This window comes from Candidatus Methanomassiliicoccus intestinalis Issoire-Mx1 (genome assembly GCF_000404225.1).
Taxonomy (GTDB): Archaea; Thermoplasmatota; Thermoplasmata; order Methanomassiliicoccales; family Methanomassiliicoccaceae; genus Methanomassiliicoccus_A; species Methanomassiliicoccus_A intestinalis.
Genome location: NC_021353.1, coordinates 1,724,979 through 1,742,427 on the forward strand (window position 1 = coordinate 1,724,979; position 17,449 = coordinate 1,742,427).

Consider the following 17,449-nt stretch of genomic DNA (forward strand, 5'->3'; position numbering starts at 1 on the left):
TTGATTAATAGCAAAATTAATCTGTATTTCGAATAAACACGATTGATGCCTCAAAGTGCCAACCCGGACTTCAATATGTTATATCAATATGCAGAGGTGAAAACAATTGTGTCCAAAAACAAGGAGAGAAATTATATGTTTTCAGATATCATGAAAAATGTAAAGGCAAAGTCTCCCCTGATCAATGTAATTACTAATTTTGTCACGGTGAATGACTGTGCTAACATCCTGCTTGCAGCTGGTGCATCACCATGCATGGCTTATGACATTAGAGAAGTAGAAGACATTGTTTCAATAAGTCAAGGCCTTGTAATCAATTTAGGAGCTATAGAAGACGATCGGGCAATGCTTCTTTCAACAAAAAAAGCCAATGAAATGAAGATACCAGTAATTTTTGACCCGGTGGCCGCTGGTGCAAGCAGACTCCGTAATGATTTATGCACTGAGTTTCTGCAAAATGTAAAATTTTCAGTTATCCGCGGAAATATTTCTGAAATAAAATCATTAGCACTTGGAAGCTCAACGACTAAAGGCGTAGATGCTGCGGACGCGGATGAAATTACTGAGAATAATATTTCAGAAGTCGTAAAAATGGCTAAATCATTGAGTGAAAAAACCGGTTCGGTTATTGCGATATCGGGAAAGACAGATGTGGTGGCTGACCACCAAAGAGCATATATTATAAAAAACGGACATCCGATGATGGCATTAATCACCGGAAGCGGCTGCATGCTGACAACACTCATATGCGCATATTGTGCCGCAAATCCAGACAGGATTTTTGAATCAACTGCTGCGGCAGTATGTACAATGGGGGTGTGCGGAGAGTATGCTTATCAAAAAACAATAGATACAGACACCGGAACATCATCGTTTAGGAATTACCTGATAGATTATGTCAGCAAATTAGACAGTGAGATGATCGAGGAGCGTATGAAACTTGAAGTTTACTAAAGAATCTCTAAAGTTATATGTCATCACAGATCGCAGCTGGATTGGAAACAGGTCGATGTCTGAAGAAGTGGAAAAAACACTGAAAGCAGGTGCTACATGCCTGCAGATAAGAGAGAAAAATATCAGTTACGATGAGTACGTCTCCAAATCAATTGAACTCAGGAAAATATGCAACAAGTACAATGTTCCGTTCATAGTCAATGATAACATTGAAGTAGCATTAGCCAGCGGCGCTGACGGTGTTCATGTAGGACAGAACGATATTTTGAATAAAAATGTAAGATCCATAATCGGCAGTGATAAAATTCTAGGAATATCTGTAAATTCAATAGAGCTGGCGATTGCCGCAGAAAAAGCAGGAGCGGATTACATTGGAGTAGGTTCGATTCAGCTTTCTCCAACAAAGGGTGAATCAAAGATACTTTCCACAGAATATGTAAATGAAATATGCAATTCTGTATCTATTCCGGTTGTAGCAATTGGCGGAATTAATGAGCAGAATATACCAATATTAAAAGGAATTGGAATTGCCGGTGTTGCAGTTATATCTGCAGTGTTTGGCAAAGAAGACGTTGCTGAAGCAACTTATAAGCTCAGAAAACTAGTTGATGAGTACATATGAAATACGGTGTAGATATTTCACACAGATTCGCAATTTTTGATATGGATGGCACGATAATTGATTCTATGCCAGCATGGAAAAATCTGTGGAGTGATTACCTAATTTCCAAGGGTGTTCAACCCCCTAAAGACCTGATAGAATCCATTAGGAATATGACACTTGGCGAATCATCACAATATTTCATTGAGAGATTCGGCATAAAAAGTACAAAAGAAGATGTAAAGTCTGAATTTTACAAGATTATGGAAAAAAAGTACTATGTTGGATTTCCACCAAAACCCGGCATAATTGAGTATGTAAGTGAACTTCGTTCAAATGGTGTTTTAACGTGCGTAGTCACAGCTACTGCAGAAAAACTAGCCCGTGCATGTTTAAAACAAAATAATATGATCGGATTATTCGATTTTGTGATAAGCTGCGAAAAGGTAGGCAAAAATAAACAATTCCCAGATGCATACAACTTAGCATCTTACCAATTTGGATCTAAACCATCAGAAACTGTGGTTTTTGAAGACGCTCCATATGCTGCAACTACTGCAGTAAAAGCTGGTTACTACACTATCGGAGTATTTGATGAGTATTATATGAATTGTATTGATGCTATGAAATCAATATGCAATGATTACATATACTCATTTAAAAGAGACATTAACACTAATAGTTCAGAGCGCATTATTGATAGTTTGTAACTGTTGTCAGCATATTGTAAGCTAAATGATCGATTACAATATGAGATTTCCCTAACATTTGCCCTATCCTTATGACTCAGTAGAGGAGATATCCATTCCTTGTTAAATCATAATTGTTATTCAATACCATATGAGTTTGACAACAAGTCAGTTTGAAGCATATTTCTGATCATCTGTCAATGCCCTTGAGGCTTTTTCTTTATCTGATGGCTAGGGGATTAAAGGATTGTTAGCGTTCAGACCATATTAATATTCTTTAGATCTGAAGGGGACTCGACAGGCTTGTTAAACTGTCGTTCCCATAGCATAATAATTTTTATAACATCCTTTGCAGTATGATTATGCTTTCAGGTTGTATTGAGCAGAACAATTTAATTCTTATTTGAGGGAGCGGAAATGGAGTAGTTTTCACGCTCTGTCCCTTCAGTCTCCTTAAAATATGGTCATCTCGGGCACGTTCTACAGCATATCCAGTCTGCAGTGCAGCGAAACTTGTTATGCTTGCAGTATGTAGAAATGTCGTTGTGTGAACAGAATTCACAGCAGCCATTTCTTACCCATCACCCATCATTGTAAGGTACATCGAGGCAGGTCTGCGAATAGAGATCTAAAGCAGACATGAAATAAAGAAAAGAAACATCCATCAGGATCCCTTCCTGATGAATAACAATGCCCCGATCTGCCTCTTTTTCTGATCTTCTTCCACCGCGATTAACGCAAGCTCAAGCTTGTCAAGTGAGCGGTTGAATTCTTCGATAGTCAGAGCCTTATTCGCTTGACATATCGGGGTTAGCAGGCTTGGTAAACTCAAGCTCTCACCCCCACATATTCATAGTTTAGTAGTAAACAATTATTATTTAACAACTCTAAAGCTGTCGCTAATTCATTATTCAGCTCTAGAGCTAAAGCTAGAGCTGATCCAATTGTTCTTCTCATTTTGCAAGGCCTCCTAACTGTGTTAGGATGAAAGCCCCAAGGCTTAGAAAATATAAAACTGTTTTGAAAAATTGAGAAGTAAGATAGGACCGCCTTCATCGGTTTTTGGCCTTGCAAACTAAAAACAGATGATGAAGGCGGTTCATTAGTTATCCTTAATTCAGCGTTTATTTGATTAAGTACTTTTCCGTATCCAGTGCATTCAGTTGGATGGAAAAAGTGGGCACGACCGGATTTGAACCGGCGACCATCGGGTTATGAGCCTGACGCTCCACCAGACTAAGCTACGCACCCATTACTAGAAGAGGTTAAGAGAGCGCCCTAATAAATACTTTTTTGCTAGGCATCATACACACTATCAACTTACATCAAGAAGATAAGTGAAAAATAATAGAGTGTTACAAGTCCAATGATGAAGCTGCAGGTAATAAATGATGCTCAATTTAGCGAGTTGTCTCCAGATTACATGTATTGTGATTAAGGAGATTTTAGCTCAATTTTCAATCTATTAACCGCCTTTTCCATATCTTCCAGCAGTCTGTCGATATCTTTCATAAATTCATCAAATTTTTCTGTAGTGACTGCACCATCAGGTGATGGAACAATGAGCCCTTCCTGTTCTAAAATTCTTAATGAGTATCTTACTTTATGCTGGGGGTGACCTAGCAGTTCTGCCAGTCTGATGATTCCAATTGGCTCGTTTTCTTTAATTGTTTTCAGCATTTTGACATGACGTTCTAGAAGGCTAACTTCATTTTCCAGCCTTTTTGTGATGGTATTAGTGTCTGTCATGAGATTTTACCTGGCAATAGTAGAATACTTTGGCAATATATTAGACTTAGTGCATATTTTCTTGCCGTGCACTACGCCTAAGTCATTTTGATCATGATAAATCCTAAACGTAGAAAAAAATCTACGATTAGAATTGATAGAAATCTGAATTGCAGAACGCCTGAATATGGTTTACTTATGGACGTTACGGTCCCCTTTGCGCCATACGACTGTTCCAAAGAATCCTTTTGGCGGATATTTGTCGTGACCTTCTTGGAAAGGCTGCATCGGACCAAAACTTTTGTTCAAGGCTTCTTCTTCTGAGTTAAAGAGTCTACCATCCCATATGCACTGATATTTTACCTTCTTTGGTTTGGCTTTCTTCATTGTGTGGGGATAATGTAAAGTAAGATATAAGGGTAGCGATGAATGCTTTTGTGTGGCAGCAGCAAAAATCCATTATTGTATGCACTCATGAGATATATGACTTGTTCATATTTTATTTAAAAAAGGTATCTTCCGCAATGTATTTTTTTATTCACCATTATATGCCATGCTTGTTTCAACATTCTATAACTGTCGTCAACAATATATATTCAGATAGCATAATGGTGGTGGCTATGAACAGAATTAAGGTAATCAACGAGCCCTCGGAGCTTGTTCCAATGTTGCGGGCCGTAGATACCAGCATAAAACGGGACGTATTGAAAGAGGTAACACTTGAATGGCGTACTGTTAAAGATATTGAGGAGAAATTTGGCGAAGACGGTGCTGAGGCCCTCAAATTCTTTGAGAAGATGAAGCTGGTAGAAACGAGATGGCAATCGACAAGCGGATCGTTCCCTGAAAAAGCTTATCATACATACTATACTTCTTTCCACATCAACGCGTCTTGGCCAGTTTATGAGATCTCAGATGTATTGGCAGTAGCGATGATGTCTGAAGCAGATTTTGAGAAACTTGAAAAAGAGCTTTATGATGAGGTCGGACCAGAAGGGCGTTTTGCTGGAGATATCGCTGAAAAAATGGGTATAACCTCAACAATGCTGAGAAGCTTGGTTAAGCGTTCTGTACGTCTTGACTATCGCGGACACAGGATTGAACGTTTGAAGGAGTGAGTCTTAAGATGCAGGAAATATATATCCTGCGTCTTGGGCATCGTCCCGAGCGCGATAAACGAATCACAACACATGTTGCGCTTACTGCTAGAGCCTTTGGGGCTAAAGGTATCTTTGTATCGACAAAAGATGAAGTTTTAGAAAACAGCATTCGTTCCGTAGTCGATCGCTTTGGCGGGGATTTTACTATTGAAACAGGCACAAAGTGGAGAGACTTTATGCGTAAATTCGATGGTATCAAAGTGCATCTGACAATGTATGGCACCCATATTGATGATGGGATTCCAAAAGTAAAAGCAGATGTCCGAAATAAGATGCTGATTGTGGTTGGGGCTGAAAAAGTGCCTCCAGAAGTTTATCAATGGGCCGATTATAACATCGGTGTAGGAAATCAGCCTCATTCTGAAGTTGCAGCGCTCGCAGTATTTTTAGACAGATATCAGGACAGACAGGCGCTTCAGAAAGATTTTGAAGGCAACACAACTGTCATTCCATGCGAAAGAGGGAAGAACGTTGTTATCAAAGATTCCGAGTGAGGGAGATTGCATACAACTCTTACACTCTTACAAAGTTCCTCAGAATGTTATTGATCATTCATACAAAGTACTCAGCGTGGCACTAAAAATCGCAGGAAAATGCAATGCAGATATACCGCTCATAACTGCAGGCGCATTACTGCATGACATAGGCCGCTCAAAAACGCATGGATTGTTTCATGCATCATATGGTGCGGACCTGCTGAGCGGCCAAGGCATACCCGAACCTATTGTAGCCGTGGTACGTAAGCATACAGGTGCTGGTTTTACTTCAGATGAAGCACGGGAACTTAATCTCCCTGATGCAGATTACATGCCTTCAACTCTGGAAGAAAAGATTGTATGCCATGCAGATAATCTGGTATCAGGCACAAACATTGTCAAATCAAAGGATAAGATAAATATAGAATTATCAAAGGGGCATGAAAGCACTGCAGGCCGCATAGCGGATATGCATAAGGAATTATCGAGTCTATGTGGCATAGACATCGATATGCTATTAGAAAATTAATTGATTTAGATTTTTGCAGCTGGTTTCTTGCTGCTGACTCTCTTTGGGAAGTATCTAAGGATAATAATGTCCCCGATTGACTGTATCCACCTGAAAGGAACACTCACCGCTTTAGATTCTTCGACAAGAAGCGGATTGGTTTCATTTATAAACAACCCTTCTACTTTTTTCTTATCAATATCTATAACCAGATTTGTGACATTTCCTAGATAGATTCCTGCAGATGTATAAACCTGCAATCCCATTAATTCTGAGGCTTCCTCAAGCATGCGCCATCCCAGCACAATATTGCTTTCACTATCTTAAACTATCGCCCTGGTACATAAAAAAACCATTTATTACAGGAGACTATACTGCATATATGGATGAGTTAGAGGCTATCCGTGAAAGAAAGCTTAAAGAACTTATGAACGAGGCAGAATGGCCAACAGCTCCTATTAAGACAACAGATGCCAATTTTCTGGATGTCGTAAACAAGTATGATGTTGTAGTTATCGACTGCTGGGCTCCATGGTGCAAGCCATGCAGGGCAATGGGGCCGATAATTGATGAGCTTGTTGAAACATTGAAAGGAAAGGTTGCATTCGGCAAACTGGATACAGATCAGAACCAGCGCACTGCCATGAGATTTGAGATAGAATCCATCCCTACTCTTCTGGTATACAAAAGCGGCAAGCTAGTCAACAGATTAATAGGGCTGAGACCAAAGGAAGAGATTATTGCCTATCTGCGTCCATTAATCGATAAAAATTGACCTATTTGTAAAAAATCAAGGACAAGTGTATAATATACACTTATCTTTTCATATTTTAATGGATTTTACATCAGATGTAACGATCATTGGATCAGGTCCTGCCGGACTTCAGGCAGCCATTCACGCTTCACGCAGAAAAGCAAATGTCATTCTTATCGGTAAACTAACGGAATCTGCCCTTTGGAAAGCAGATATTGAGAACTATTTCGGCATACAATCTGCAACTGGAGAAGATCTTCTAAACATCAGTTTAGAACAGGCAAAAAGTTTTGGTACCGTGTTTCTAGAGGAAGAAGTCACATCTCTTGAGAAAAAAGATACCGGCTTTGTAGTAAACACAGACAATGGAAAATCAATTCTTTCAAAGTCAGTTGTCTTAGCTGTCGGAGTATCCCGCAAGAAGCTGGGAGTTCCAGGAGAGAAAGAGTTCTTTGGCAAAGGTGTTTCATACTGCGCTTCTTGTGATGCTGGATTTTATAAGAATAAAATAGTCGGAGTAGTAGGAGATGGAAGTGAAGCGGGAGAGTCTGCAGTCTTATTATCCAAATATGCTTCAAATGTCTACTGGATCTCATCTGGCAGATCTGTATCTCAATATATGTTAGACAAAGTGAACCAAGCTTCAATTAATCTGATCGATGCAGATGTGATAGAAATCATTGGTGAAAATAGAGTTGCAGGAGTTAAATTGGATAACGGCGCTGGTATAAACATGGACGGTGTTTTTATAGCACTGGGCGCCAAAGGCTCAATGGAGCTGGCTCTTGATCTGGACATCATGCCGGATATAGATGGAAGAATACCGGTTGATGCGGATTGCAAGACCTCGCTGGATGGAGTCTACGCCTGTGGAGATGTAACCGGTAAGCCGTATCAGGTAGCCAGGGCAGTAGGTCAAGGCTGCATCGCTGGAGACAATGCTGCTAAGTTTGCAATGAGGTGAGTTATGTCTCTCGAAAGCGAACTGATGGCAGGAATCGTAAGAGAAGAAGGCGGCTTTAGAAACTCTCTGAAAAAGATTTTGGAAGAAGATCTTCAGATGAGCGTCAATGAATTCTGTTCTAAAACAGGCTTATCCACATCTACAATATACAAGCTGATGAGCGAATCCAGAGAACCAAATCTGCGTACAGTCAGAGAGATTATCAGAGCAATACGCAGAATTGAGAATAAGCCGTATGGAAATTTTATTGCAGTGATTGCTGCAAGGCCTGTTCTGAATAAAATAGAAGAGCGGATAATCAAGATAGAAGGCCGTGAGATTCTTGTTAAAGAGTACCCGGCAAACAGTATGGAAGATGCGATCATCTCCGCAGTTATGGCTGAACGGGACGGAGCTCTTGCAATAGTCTGCGCTCCAATTGTAGCCCCAACAATTGAGAAGATTCTTACAATACCAGTATCAATCGTAATCCCGAGGGAAAGCATACTGAAAGCGATTGGAAGAGCAGCGAATGAGACTCTTTAAAGAGAGTCTTTCCGCTGCTGTTCTAAATCTGCTAAAATTGATTTTCTTATCTCAATGAATTTTGGGTCCCCTCTATCCCTTGGCCTCGGCAGGTCGATATTGTATTCTTTTACAATGTGACCAGGTCTTGCACTTAATATCAAAATACGGTCTGCAAGGAATACAGATTCGTCCACTGAATGAGTGATGAATACTATCGTTTTTTCAGTTTCATCCTGAATTCTCAGCAGCTCAGTCTGCATCTGGTTCCTTGTCTGAGAGTCTAAAGCACCAAACGGTTCGTCCATTAAAAGTATGTGTGGATTGTTGGCAAGTGCTCTGGCAATTCCAACTCTCTGTTTCATACCTCCGGATAATTCAGAAGGATGAGATTTTTCAAATCCATCAAGACCGACTAGATGTATGAATTGAGAGGCGATTTTTGTCCTCTCTTCAGGAGGGATTTTTTTAATTTCCAATCCAAACTCCACATTTTTCTGTACAGTTCTCCAAGGAAATAATGCAAAGTCCTGGAATACCATTCCGCGGTTTGGTCCAGGCCCGGTAACTTCCTCACCATCTACAACGATGCTCCCTGATGTTTTATCCACAAGACCTGCTATGATTCGAAGCAGAGTGGTTTTTCCACATCCAGATGGACCAAGAACACAGACGAGTTCTCCTTCCTTGACATCAAAGGTTATATCTTCAAGAACCTGCAGGATCTCATCATCTTTGGGATATTCCTTGTAGATGTTTTTCATGCTTAGGATTACTTCATTCCCATCCATCTTGCCACCTCATTTTCTATGAATTTCCCAAGCAGCGCTGTAAGAATTCCCAGGATTCCAATCATTACCATTCCTGCAAACATGAAGTCATAGAGACCCAGGTTATAACATGACTGAATTATGAATCCTAATCCGCCGCCCTTAGCGCCGATCATTTCCGCAGAAACAATACACATCCACCCGATTCCCAGTCCTACAGATATTCCAGTCATCATATGGGGTATCGTTGAAGGAAAGATCACTTTTGAAAAAGTTTGCAGTTTGCTGGCTCCAAATGTTTTGGATGCGTCGATCAAGTTTTTGTCAACACTTTTCACTCCAAATACTACATTAGACAGTATCGGGAAAAATGCACCGATGAATATAGTCAGCACTGGCCCCAGAAACACTCCAAAAGCTAAGAAGAACAGCGGTACCCATGCCATAGGTGGAATGGGTCTTATGATTTCTATTGCTGGAGTAAACAGCATCTCTGCACGTTTTGAGTGACCCAGCAATAATCCAACAGGCACTGCAGTGACGAGTGCGAGAAGGAAACCAAATACAAATCTTTCAAGACTTGAGAATAGCTGTGTGGACATTGATAAACCAATTCCCGGAACATTATCAAATGACTGAATCAATGCCTCGAACACTTCTGGCGGTGTCGGAAAATAGGATTTATCAAAAACTACAGCAAGTGCCCACCATGTTAATATTAGTGCGGCAATAGATATGGCAATATATCCGAGTTTTACGGCATATCCTTTTCTTTTCTCCTTTTGTATTTTATTAATTGGGGTAGTCAAATATTCTTGAGCCATATTCTACACCGTGACATATGTAAACAGATTTATTTCGTTATGATTCTATCAACACTATATATAACTGATTCACCGATTATCTCTTTATATCCATGTGTTCTGCATATTATGATTAGGCTGATTTTTGGTATTCAGCTGATTTACGTTATAAAATTGGAAGATGAGCTGCTCAATGCAGCTCATGTTGTTTTAGTGTTTAACTCCAGGCTAATACATTTACACCATATGTCTTTCCAAGGTACAGAAGCATCAGATATTGAATAGATCCTAAGGGTATGCCGACTACCTTGCCTTCTAAGCCCTTGATCTTCTCTTCCAGAGACATATTCTCATCAAACATTCCTGTCTTCGCAATTACAGCAGAACCATTTGTGTTCGCACATGCAATTATTGATACGTCAAGTTCGGAATGTTTAGCCGAGTACTGGATAACAGGCGGTGATCCTACATATGCAATGTCTAATTCTCCACCGATGAATGCACTCATAATGTTTCCTCCAGCCGCATATTTGGTAGTGCTCACGGCATTAATGTTCAGTTGTTCCAGCATACTTTCTCCATTTTCTCCGGCAAGCGGACTCATTGCCACTACCAATGCCAGCTGATGCAGATCACCATTGAGCTGCCCTACCCTCATTGTAACTTCTGTTGACAGCCCAGCATAATCATCACTGAGATTTTTAGCATCTGATAAGTATTCACCGTTTACAACTTTATCTATGAATTCTTTAGAAGAGTTGCATCCTCGTGCTTTGAGATCCTTTTCATAGATGATGTCTTGATTTATGAACTCCTCTACATAATATTCAAGCCAGTCGTTGAATCCTTTCTCTCCGTTTGCAACATCATTATTCATTTCATATGTTAATTCCATATGCTCCAATGATGCTATAATATCTGCATCATTCTTCAGACCAGTGTGTCCTTTCGTAATCTCAATCAGTGCCTGATGGTTTGGACTGTTTGTGTCCATTGCTTCATTGATCCAATTCAATGCTTTGATTTGAGCTGCTAAAAAGGCTATAACTGCATCTGGATTTTTCTCTGCAAACTTATTATCTACAGCGATCACACAACATGGATGCCCACTCCAGAACTCCTCAGACCACACAACAACCTCAGCATCTCCGCTCATCTCTGCTGCAGTTGCATAAGGCTCCCACAAAACACCGGCATCTATTTTTCCTTCCCTGATCGCATCCAATTGCTTTCCAGGCGCCACGTCAGTGTATTGTATGGCCCCTGAATTGTCTCCTCTAGTGAAGACATATCCAGCAACTCCAACAATTACAACTGCAATGACTACCACCACAGCAAGAACTGCTCTCTTGTCCATATTTGTTCGATCCAATGTATAATATATACTTTTTTACTCTACTTGTGAAATATGTTTCCTAGTTGTATAAAATAACTGGATACATTTTACACATGTATAGTAATATTGGATATGTTTTGCATATTGTAAGGATTATGCTGTTTAATTTTAAACATTATGACGATATAAGAAAAGCTAATATCATTAATGTCTTTTCAACCACTGATTCACATGTTCTCAATCACTGTAGAAAGCAACACTCCGCTGACACCATTAGATAATGTAAATGATATCGCTATAGAATTTTTAACTCATATAGGATATCTTTCCAAAGGATACACACCCAGAAGTGATGCTGAGGACACCAGTAACAGTATTCCTTATGTTTTATTCATGGATTGTTTTATGAAGCATCCTCATAAAGCATGGACTGCTGATGAACTTGCATATGAATTAAAAACTACAAAAGCTACCGTATACCGGCATATAAACAAACTCAAATCTTTAGATCTTTTAGAAGAAGCATCCGCAGAGCAGTCCGATGGCAAGATTAAGAAAGGATATAAGATCAGATTTGGAGACCTGCGGAAAGCATGGAGCTTTGTAGAAGCCAATGTTCAGATGGCTATGCAGAATTACAGAAAAACTGTAGAGCACTTCTGCGATCTGATGGCGAACGACAATACTGATTAAAGTCGGTGTGTAAATTGGCTGAATATTGCAGAGAGATAGTTCAGAAAATATTAGATGGTGAAATAACTAATAAAGATCAACTGCAGAATTACAAGATTAAAATTAGTAAAAAATATAGTTTGCCTGGAGTTCCTAGAAATTCAGAAATATTATCTGAAGTTACTGATGAAGAACGCCCCCTTGTAGAAGCAATATTGATCAGAAAGCCTGTCAGAACACTGTCAGGGGTGGTTGCTGTTGCAGTGATGACATCCCCTGCCCCCTGTCCGCATGGAAAATGCATCTATTGTCCCGGAGGCGTGGAAAATAACTCTCCTCAATCATATACAGGTAAGGAACCGGCGGCCAGAAGAGGAGAATTCTACAATTTTGATCCATTTGATCAGGTAATTGGAAGAATGGAGCAGTTGGAAGTGATCGGCCATTCTACTGAAAAAATAGATCTTATCATCATGGGTGGAACATTCACATCCAGACCTCAGGAATACCAAGACTGGTTCATAAAACGCTGTTTTGATGCCATGAACGGTTTTGACTCAGACACTCTCATTGAGGCTCAGAATGCTAATGAAACTGCACCGCATCGCTGTATAGGTCTTACGATTGAAACGCGCCCGGATGCAATGAATTACTCAAACATCGAAAATGCAATGGCTTTGGGAATGACCCGCGTTGAAATGGGCGTCCAGATTCTCGATGATGAAATCCTGAGAGCGGTTAACCGCGGACATGGCCTTCAAGAAATAATCGATGCGACTCTGGCAGCAAAACGCAGCGGATTAAAAGTATGCTATCATGTAATGCCTGGCCTGCCTGGATCATCTCCTGAAAAAGATGTAGAGTGTTTCCGCAGGATCTTCGAAGATCCAGATTTCCGTCCTGACATGCTGAAAATATATCCTACTTTAGTTGTAAAAGGAACTAAACTCTACGACATGTGGATAAATGGAGAATATGCTCCGTATTCTACAGAAGAAGCTGTAAAAGTCATCGCCAAAATGAAAGAATTTGTGCCTCCCTGGGTAAGAATTCAAAGAATCCAGAGAGACATTCCCGTCCCGTTGATTGAAGCGGGCGTTATGAAAGGTCATCTCAGAGAGCTTGTTAAAGCAGAGATGAGGGAAAACGGTACTTCATGTAAATGCATAAGATGTCATGAAGTCGGACATATGGGAGTGACTGAAGATCAATATGAAAATCTAGAGCTCACAACAACTTCATACGAAGCATCAGGTGGAACGGAGCATTTCATTGCACTGAGAATTCCTGAAATTGATGCTCTGGCAGGGTATGTGCGTCTCCGTACTGGAGATGGAGATATTGCAAGCATACGCGAATTGAAAGTTTTCGGAAAGCTGGCGCCAATCGGCTCCTCTGGAAAATGGCAGCACCGCGGTGCCGGTAAAGAATTAATGCACACTGCAGAAGAAAAAGCACTGCTGGAAGGATGCTCATTCACACGCGTGACATCGGGAGTCGGCGTAAGAAAATACTATGAATCGCTTGGTTATGAACTGAGAGAAATGTATATGGTTAAATTGCTGCGGTAAACGCAGCAATATTTTTTATAAAAATTACATTGTAGACATTACAACAACATCGCGCGCAGATCTCATCTCGCTGAATGGAAGGATCAAGCGCCCCTTGGCATCAGTTTTGTGAATCTTTGCATCGATATCTTCAGACGGCACTACCAATACATTCTTGATGTCTCCGCTTACAGTGTCCACCAGGAAGTTTTCAATCATGCCCAGTATCTGACCATCGTTAGTCATAACTGTTTTTCCTTTTAGTTCGCTAATGAATTTTTTCATCCCAATATTCCCCTCATTTAGAGCTTTAGCTGGCACCCTTATTAATTTGTGCCTATATAACTCGATCGATTACCTATATGCTCCGGCATCTTTCCATTCAGGAGATATTCTTTCTATCTTTTTTGAGAAGTCCTCGTACCATTTTATTATGCTTTTATCACAGGATGGATAAACATTTTTCAAGGCTTTTTCAAAATCAGACTGAACTACGACAGATCTTCCGTTTCTTATTGCATTGAGTCCGCTTTCACGGCATAATGCGGTGATATCGGCACCTGAAAACCATTCTGTTTTTGCAGCGAGGAGCTTAAAGTCTACATTATCCAACTGCATATTTTTGGTATTTACGCGGATTATAGCTTCCCGGTCTTTGATATCCGGAAGAGGTACCAGTGTTAAAGAATCAAACCGCCCGGGGCGTAAAAGAGCTGGATCGATAATGTCTGGTCTGTTTGTAGCACCAACCACCATAACCTTTTCCATGTCTTCAAAGCCATCCATTGATGTCAGCAGCTGGTTAACAACTCTTTCAGTTGTTCCGGAGTCATTGAGGTGGCCCCTCTTCGGAGCTATGGCATCGATCTCATCTAAGAATATGATCGATGGAGCGATCTGCTTTGCTTTTTTGAAAATCTGACGAACCGCCTTCTCAGAGTCACCCATCCATTTAGACATAATTTCAGGGCCTTTGATTGAAAGGAAGTTAACTTTGCATTCATTAGCTACAGCCTTTGCGATCAATGTTTTGCCGGTTCCGGGAGGGCCGTAAAGTAAAACTCCTCTTGCCGGAGTAATTCCAACATTCTTGTAACAGTCTGGGTTCTGAAGCGGGAGTTCGATCAGTTCCTTAAGCGTCTCCTTGACTTTTTCCAGTCCGCCGATATCATCCCAACTTACTTCAGGTATTTCGACTGAAACTTCTCTCATTGCTGACGGCTCAACATCCCTGAGAGCTTCTTTAAAATCATCACTTGTAACTCTCATATCCGCGAGGATTGATGATGGAACGGGGCGGTCTAAGTCAAATTCTGGAAGATACCGGCCTAAGCATTTCATTGCCGCTTCTCTCGCAAGTGAGGCTATATCCGCACCTACAAACCCATGAGTTATAGCAGACAGGTGGCCTATATCCACATCATCAGACAGGGGCATACCTCTTGTATGAATCTGCAGGATCTCTCTTCTGCCTTTCAATGTGGGTATGCCGATTTCAATCTCTCTGTCAAATCTGCCTGGACGTCTGAGTGCTGGATCGAGAGCAGTCTCCCGGTTGGTGGCCCCGATGACTATTACCTGACCCCTTTCTCCAAGGCCGTCCATTAATGTCAGCATCTGTGCTACGATTCTATGTTCAGTCTCTCCAGATACAGCTTCTCGTTTAGGTGCGATCGAATCAATTTCATCGATGAAAACGATTGACGGAGCGTTCTTTTCAGCCTCTTCAAATTTTTCACGGAGTTTTTCTTCACTTTCTCCGTAGAATTTAGACATGATCTCCGGGCCGTTTATCGTGTAAAAGTTAGCTCCTGATTCATTGGCTACAGCCTTTGCGATCAATGTTTTGCCGGTTCCGGGAGGGCCGTACAGCAATACTCCCTTAGGCGGATCAATTCCAAGCCTGTCAAAGAGTTCAGGATGTTTCAGTGGAAGTTCAATAATCTCCCTGACACGTTTCAGCTCTCCTTCCAGTCCGCCGATGTCATCATAGGTTATGGACATCCCGTTGCTGTCCTCGACATCAACAGATTCTGTTTTGATGACAATATCAGTATTGTTGTCTACAATTACCACTCCGCCTGGCTGTGTACTTAATATAATAAATGGAAGAAATCCCCCCATGAGTGCAATGTTGGGAATGACTATGGAATCTCCCTTTACCAGAGGCCTGCTGAGAAGACCTTTTTTAAAAAGTTCTTCGACCCCCTGACCAAACTTAACTCTTTTTCCAGCAGGTATTTTCGGGGCTACGATAATTTTTGCTGCCGGCTGCACGTTTGCTTTGGAGACTGTAACTTTATCACCGATAGATATGCCAGCATTGGATCTTACCATGCCGTCTATTGAGATCGTTCCTTTTCCTTCATCATCAGGAGATGCACGGAATACCTTGGCTGCAGTTTTTCTCTTCCCGGTGATTTCTATAAAATCACCCATATCTACACCGAGTTTACTCCTGGAAAAACTGTCTATTCTTGCTCTGCCCAAACCTACTTCGGACTGATGCTGTGCACTCTCAACACGTAACGTAATGCTTTCAGGCATTTTTGTGAGCCCCACTACTAATCAGCATATCTGATATTAACGTAGCGACATCGGACGCATTTTTCTGTTTGATAATTTCAGTGCAATGACGCATAATGATGCATTTAACGCACCTACAATAATCATGATAATTGACAGCATATATGGCGTAATTGCAATTCCTGCTATGCTTAAAAATGCGATTGCTCCGATTAACACTGCAACAGAGAGTCCCATAATCATGATGTGAGAGTGCGCATTAACAGCCAGACCATAATACATGAAAATGTTGCCAAGGCCAATAAACAGCATCGCTATAGCAAGAGTCCTCATCAATGGTGCAGTTTCTTCAAGCGGATATACACCGCGGACTAGCACATTCAAGATAAACTCCGGAGCTATGACATATACTGCACATACAGACAGAGACAACACAAGCATCATAGCCAGGGATCGCTTTAGAATCGGACTGGAATCTCTGCCTTCTTCATATGCTCTGGCGATCTTTGGGTACATTGCTCCTACGACTGCTGTCGGGAGGAAAAGTGCTACTTTTGCTAATGTTGAAGCCGAAGTATAATAATTAGCCGGATCCTTGTCAAACAAAATTGCACCAAAAATAATGTCTACATTCGTAAGAATTGTGTAACACAGCATTCCAACCATAGATGGTACGGTGCTCCTCCAGATCTCGTTAGTTTTTACAGGAGTGCCTTTGTTCAACAAGTGATCCTTGACCAAAAATAAAGAGAGAATTGATGCAAATGCGATTCCGGTAATGACTCCACCTATAGCACCGGCAACACCATATCCTGCGAGAACTGCTCCAAATCCTACAATCAGTTTCAGAGCATAGTTCAGCATGCTCTGTGTACCATATTTCGTGAATTTCTGAAAGCCCTGCAGCGCACCTGATCCTACTGGCTGCAAGAGTGAAAAGAATATTGCTGCGCCAATAAGAACTATTGCAGTGGTGGACGTCAATTTCAAAGCGCCGCGGATTGTATCTGTGCAGAGTATGAATGAAGTTACAATTCCAATTGCAGCACCCAGACCTGCCACTAAAATGAACGTTCTGCGCATTATGTAGGAAATAGCATCGTCATTGTTCTCTGCCTTATATTTTGATACAAACTTCACAACTACGCTCTGAACTGCACCGGCTGGAACTGATATTATGTACAATATAGACAATAAAGTGTTTAATTCTGAGATTTGATTAGGGATCGTATTCTGCATCATGATCTGAAACAGAAAATTGCATCCGCCTCCTGCGATGGTTGCAATTATCAAGATGAGCGCTGGACCGCTGATACTGTCTGAATCCAACTTTTTTAAAAAGCCATCCCTCATCAAATGCCCATCTGCCATATTACTTACCATATATACTGTTTTTTAATTTAATGCAAATATCAGAACAACTTATCAAAATTAGTAGCACATCTGCTACTTAA

General features: G+C 40.9%; 21 protein-coding genes and 1 tRNA gene. 11 read left to right on the plus strand and 11 right to left on the minus strand.

Features of this window, described 5'->3' with window-relative positions; all coding sequences use genetic code 11:
• The first annotated feature begins 108 nt into the window (after positions 1-108).
• The 3 genes from thiM to H729_RS08290 are packed head-to-tail and all read left to right on the plus strand — an operon-like array spanning position 109 to position 2,265.
• Positions 109-954 (plus strand): hydroxyethylthiazole kinase, encoded by an 846-nt coding sequence (thiM, locus tag H729_RS08280; protein ID WP_197736796.1) that lies wholly within the window; start codon positions 109-111, stop codon positions 952-954.
• Positions 941-1,576, plus strand: a complete 636-nt coding sequence (thiE, locus tag H729_RS08285) for a thiamine phosphate synthase (protein WP_020449558.1) — start codon at positions 941-943, stop codon at positions 1,574-1,576. Before thiM ends, thiE begins: the two co-directional genes overlap by 14 nt.
• The gene (locus tag H729_RS08290; RefSeq protein ID WP_020449559.1) at positions 1,573-2,265 is read left to right on the plus strand and encodes an HAD family hydrolase; all 693 of its coding nucleotides are present in this window, start codon (positions 1,573-1,575) and stop codon (positions 2,263-2,265) included. The genes thiE and H729_RS08290 overlap by 4 nt, the downstream gene beginning before the upstream one ends.
• A gap of 643 nt (positions 2,266-2,908) precedes the next feature.
• Here the strand turns inward: H729_RS08290 and H729_RS10070 are convergent.
• From H729_RS10070 to H729_RS08315, 4 genes are all read right to left on the minus strand, one after another.
• The gene (locus tag H729_RS10070; RefSeq protein WP_172618688.1) at positions 2,909-3,076 is read right to left on the minus strand and encodes a hypothetical protein; all 168 of its coding nucleotides are present in this window, start codon (positions 3,074-3,076) and stop codon (positions 2,909-2,911) included.
• Positions 3,077-3,421: 345 nt separating this feature from the next.
• Positions 3,422-3,495: transfer RNA gene (locus H729_RS08305), tRNA-Ile, on the minus strand.
• Between the two features lie 183 nt (positions 3,496-3,678).
• Complete coding sequence (locus tag H729_RS08310) at positions 3,679-3,975, minus strand: winged helix-turn-helix transcriptional regulator (protein ID WP_102030421.1); 297 nt, start codon at positions 3,973-3,975, stop codon at positions 3,679-3,681.
• Positions 3,976-4,164: 189 nt separating this feature from the next.
• Complete coding sequence (locus H729_RS08315) at positions 4,165-4,359, minus strand: hypothetical protein (RefSeq protein WP_020449562.1); 195 nt, start codon at positions 4,357-4,359, stop codon at positions 4,165-4,167.
• A gap of 233 nt (positions 4,360-4,592) precedes the next feature.
• Here H729_RS08315 and H729_RS08320 point away from each other — a divergent pair, with 233 nt between their 5' ends.
• The 3 genes from H729_RS08320 to H729_RS08330 all read left to right on the plus strand — a co-directional run bounded on the left by H729_RS08320 (position 4,593) and on the right by H729_RS08330 (position 6,137).
• Positions 4,593-5,090 carry an ArsR family transcriptional regulator gene (locus H729_RS08320; protein ID WP_020449563.1) on the plus strand — a complete coding sequence of 166 codons (498 nt, stop codon included), beginning with the start codon at positions 4,593-4,595 and terminating at the stop codon, positions 5,088-5,090.
• 8 nt (positions 5,091-5,098) lie between these two features.
• Positions 5,099-5,626: a tRNA (cytidine(56)-2'-O)-methyltransferase gene (locus H729_RS08325; protein ID WP_020449564.1), complete on the plus strand. Its 528-nt coding sequence runs from the start codon at positions 5,099-5,101 to the stop codon at positions 5,624-5,626.
• Positions 5,627-5,702: 76 nt separating this feature from the next.
• A complete protein-coding gene (locus H729_RS08330) occupies positions 5,703-6,137 on the plus strand; it encodes an HD domain-containing protein (protein WP_172618689.1) in 435 nt (144 codons plus the stop codon).
• 5 nt (positions 6,138-6,142) lie between these two features.
• Here H729_RS08330 and H729_RS08335 read toward each other — a convergent pair whose 3' ends face one another.
• On the minus strand, positions 6,143-6,406 hold the full coding sequence (locus H729_RS08335) for a PRC-barrel domain-containing protein (protein WP_020449566.1): 264 nt from the start codon (positions 6,404-6,406) through the stop codon (positions 6,143-6,145).
• 92 nt (positions 6,407-6,498) lie between these two features.
• Between H729_RS08335 and trxA the strand changes: the two genes are divergently transcribed.
• Genes trxA through H729_RS08350 form a run of 3 tightly spaced genes read left to right on the plus strand, consistent with a single transcriptional unit; the run spans position 6,499 to position 8,359 of the window.
• Positions 6,499-6,891: a thioredoxin gene (trxA, locus tag H729_RS08340; RefSeq protein WP_020449567.1), complete on the plus strand. Its 393-nt coding sequence runs from the start codon at positions 6,499-6,501 to the stop codon at positions 6,889-6,891.
• Between the two features lie 58 nt (positions 6,892-6,949).
• Positions 6,950-7,834: an NAD(P)/FAD-dependent oxidoreductase gene (locus H729_RS08345; protein ID WP_020449568.1), complete on the plus strand. Its 885-nt coding sequence runs from the start codon at positions 6,950-6,952 to the stop codon at positions 7,832-7,834.
• A 3-nt stretch (positions 7,835-7,837) separates the two neighbouring features.
• Positions 7,838-8,359 (plus strand): helix-turn-helix domain-containing protein, encoded by a 522-nt coding sequence (locus tag H729_RS08350; protein WP_020449569.1) that lies wholly within the window; start codon positions 7,838-7,840, stop codon positions 8,357-8,359.
• On the opposite strand, the gene H729_RS08355 is transcribed toward H729_RS08350, so the two are convergent.
• The 3 genes from H729_RS08355 to H729_RS08365 form a co-directional block, all read right to left on the minus strand.
• Complete coding sequence (locus H729_RS08355; RefSeq protein WP_020449570.1) at positions 8,356-9,129, minus strand: ABC transporter ATP-binding protein; 774 nt, start codon at positions 9,127-9,129, stop codon at positions 8,356-8,358. The genes H729_RS08350 and H729_RS08355 overlap by 4 nt on opposite strands.
• Positions 9,111-9,932 carry an ABC transporter permease gene (locus H729_RS08360; protein ID WP_020449571.1) on the minus strand — a complete coding sequence of 274 codons (822 nt, stop codon included), beginning with the start codon at positions 9,930-9,932 and terminating at the stop codon, positions 9,111-9,113. Before H729_RS08360 ends, H729_RS08355 begins: the two co-directional genes overlap by 19 nt.
• A 196-nt stretch (positions 9,933-10,128) precedes the next feature.
• Entirely contained in the window at positions 10,129-11,268 is a 1,140-nt protein-coding gene (locus H729_RS08365) for an ABC transporter substrate-binding protein (protein WP_020449572.1), read from the minus strand.
• A 186-nt stretch (positions 11,269-11,454) separates the two neighbouring features.
• Between H729_RS08365 and H729_RS08370 the strand changes: the two genes are divergently transcribed.
• Positions 11,455-11,940, plus strand: a complete 486-nt coding sequence (locus H729_RS08370) for a winged helix-turn-helix domain-containing protein (protein ID WP_020449573.1) — start codon at positions 11,455-11,457, stop codon at positions 11,938-11,940.
• A gap of 14 nt (positions 11,941-11,954) precedes the next feature.
• Entirely contained in the window at positions 11,955-13,490 is a 1,536-nt protein-coding gene (locus H729_RS08375; RefSeq protein WP_020449574.1) for a tRNA uridine(34) 5-carboxymethylaminomethyl modification radical SAM/GNAT enzyme Elp3, read from the plus strand.
• A gap of 24 nt (positions 13,491-13,514) precedes the next feature.
• Here H729_RS08375 and H729_RS08380 read toward each other — a convergent pair whose 3' ends face one another.
• The 3 genes from H729_RS08380 to H729_RS08390 form a co-directional block, all read right to left on the minus strand.
• On the minus strand, positions 13,515-13,754 hold the full coding sequence (locus tag H729_RS08380) for a PRC-barrel domain-containing protein (RefSeq protein ID WP_020449575.1): 240 nt from the start codon (positions 13,752-13,754) through the stop codon (positions 13,515-13,517).
• 69 nt (positions 13,755-13,823) lie between these two features.
• Entirely contained in the window at positions 13,824-16,016 is a 2,193-nt protein-coding gene (locus H729_RS08385) for a CDC48 family AAA ATPase (protein WP_048134615.1), read from the minus strand.
• Between the two features lie 36 nt (positions 16,017-16,052).
• Positions 16,053-17,348 (minus strand): oligosaccharide flippase family protein, encoded by a 1,296-nt coding sequence (locus H729_RS08390; protein ID WP_172618691.1) that lies wholly within the window; start codon positions 17,346-17,348, stop codon positions 16,053-16,055.
• Positions 17,349-17,449: the final 101 nt, after the last annotated feature.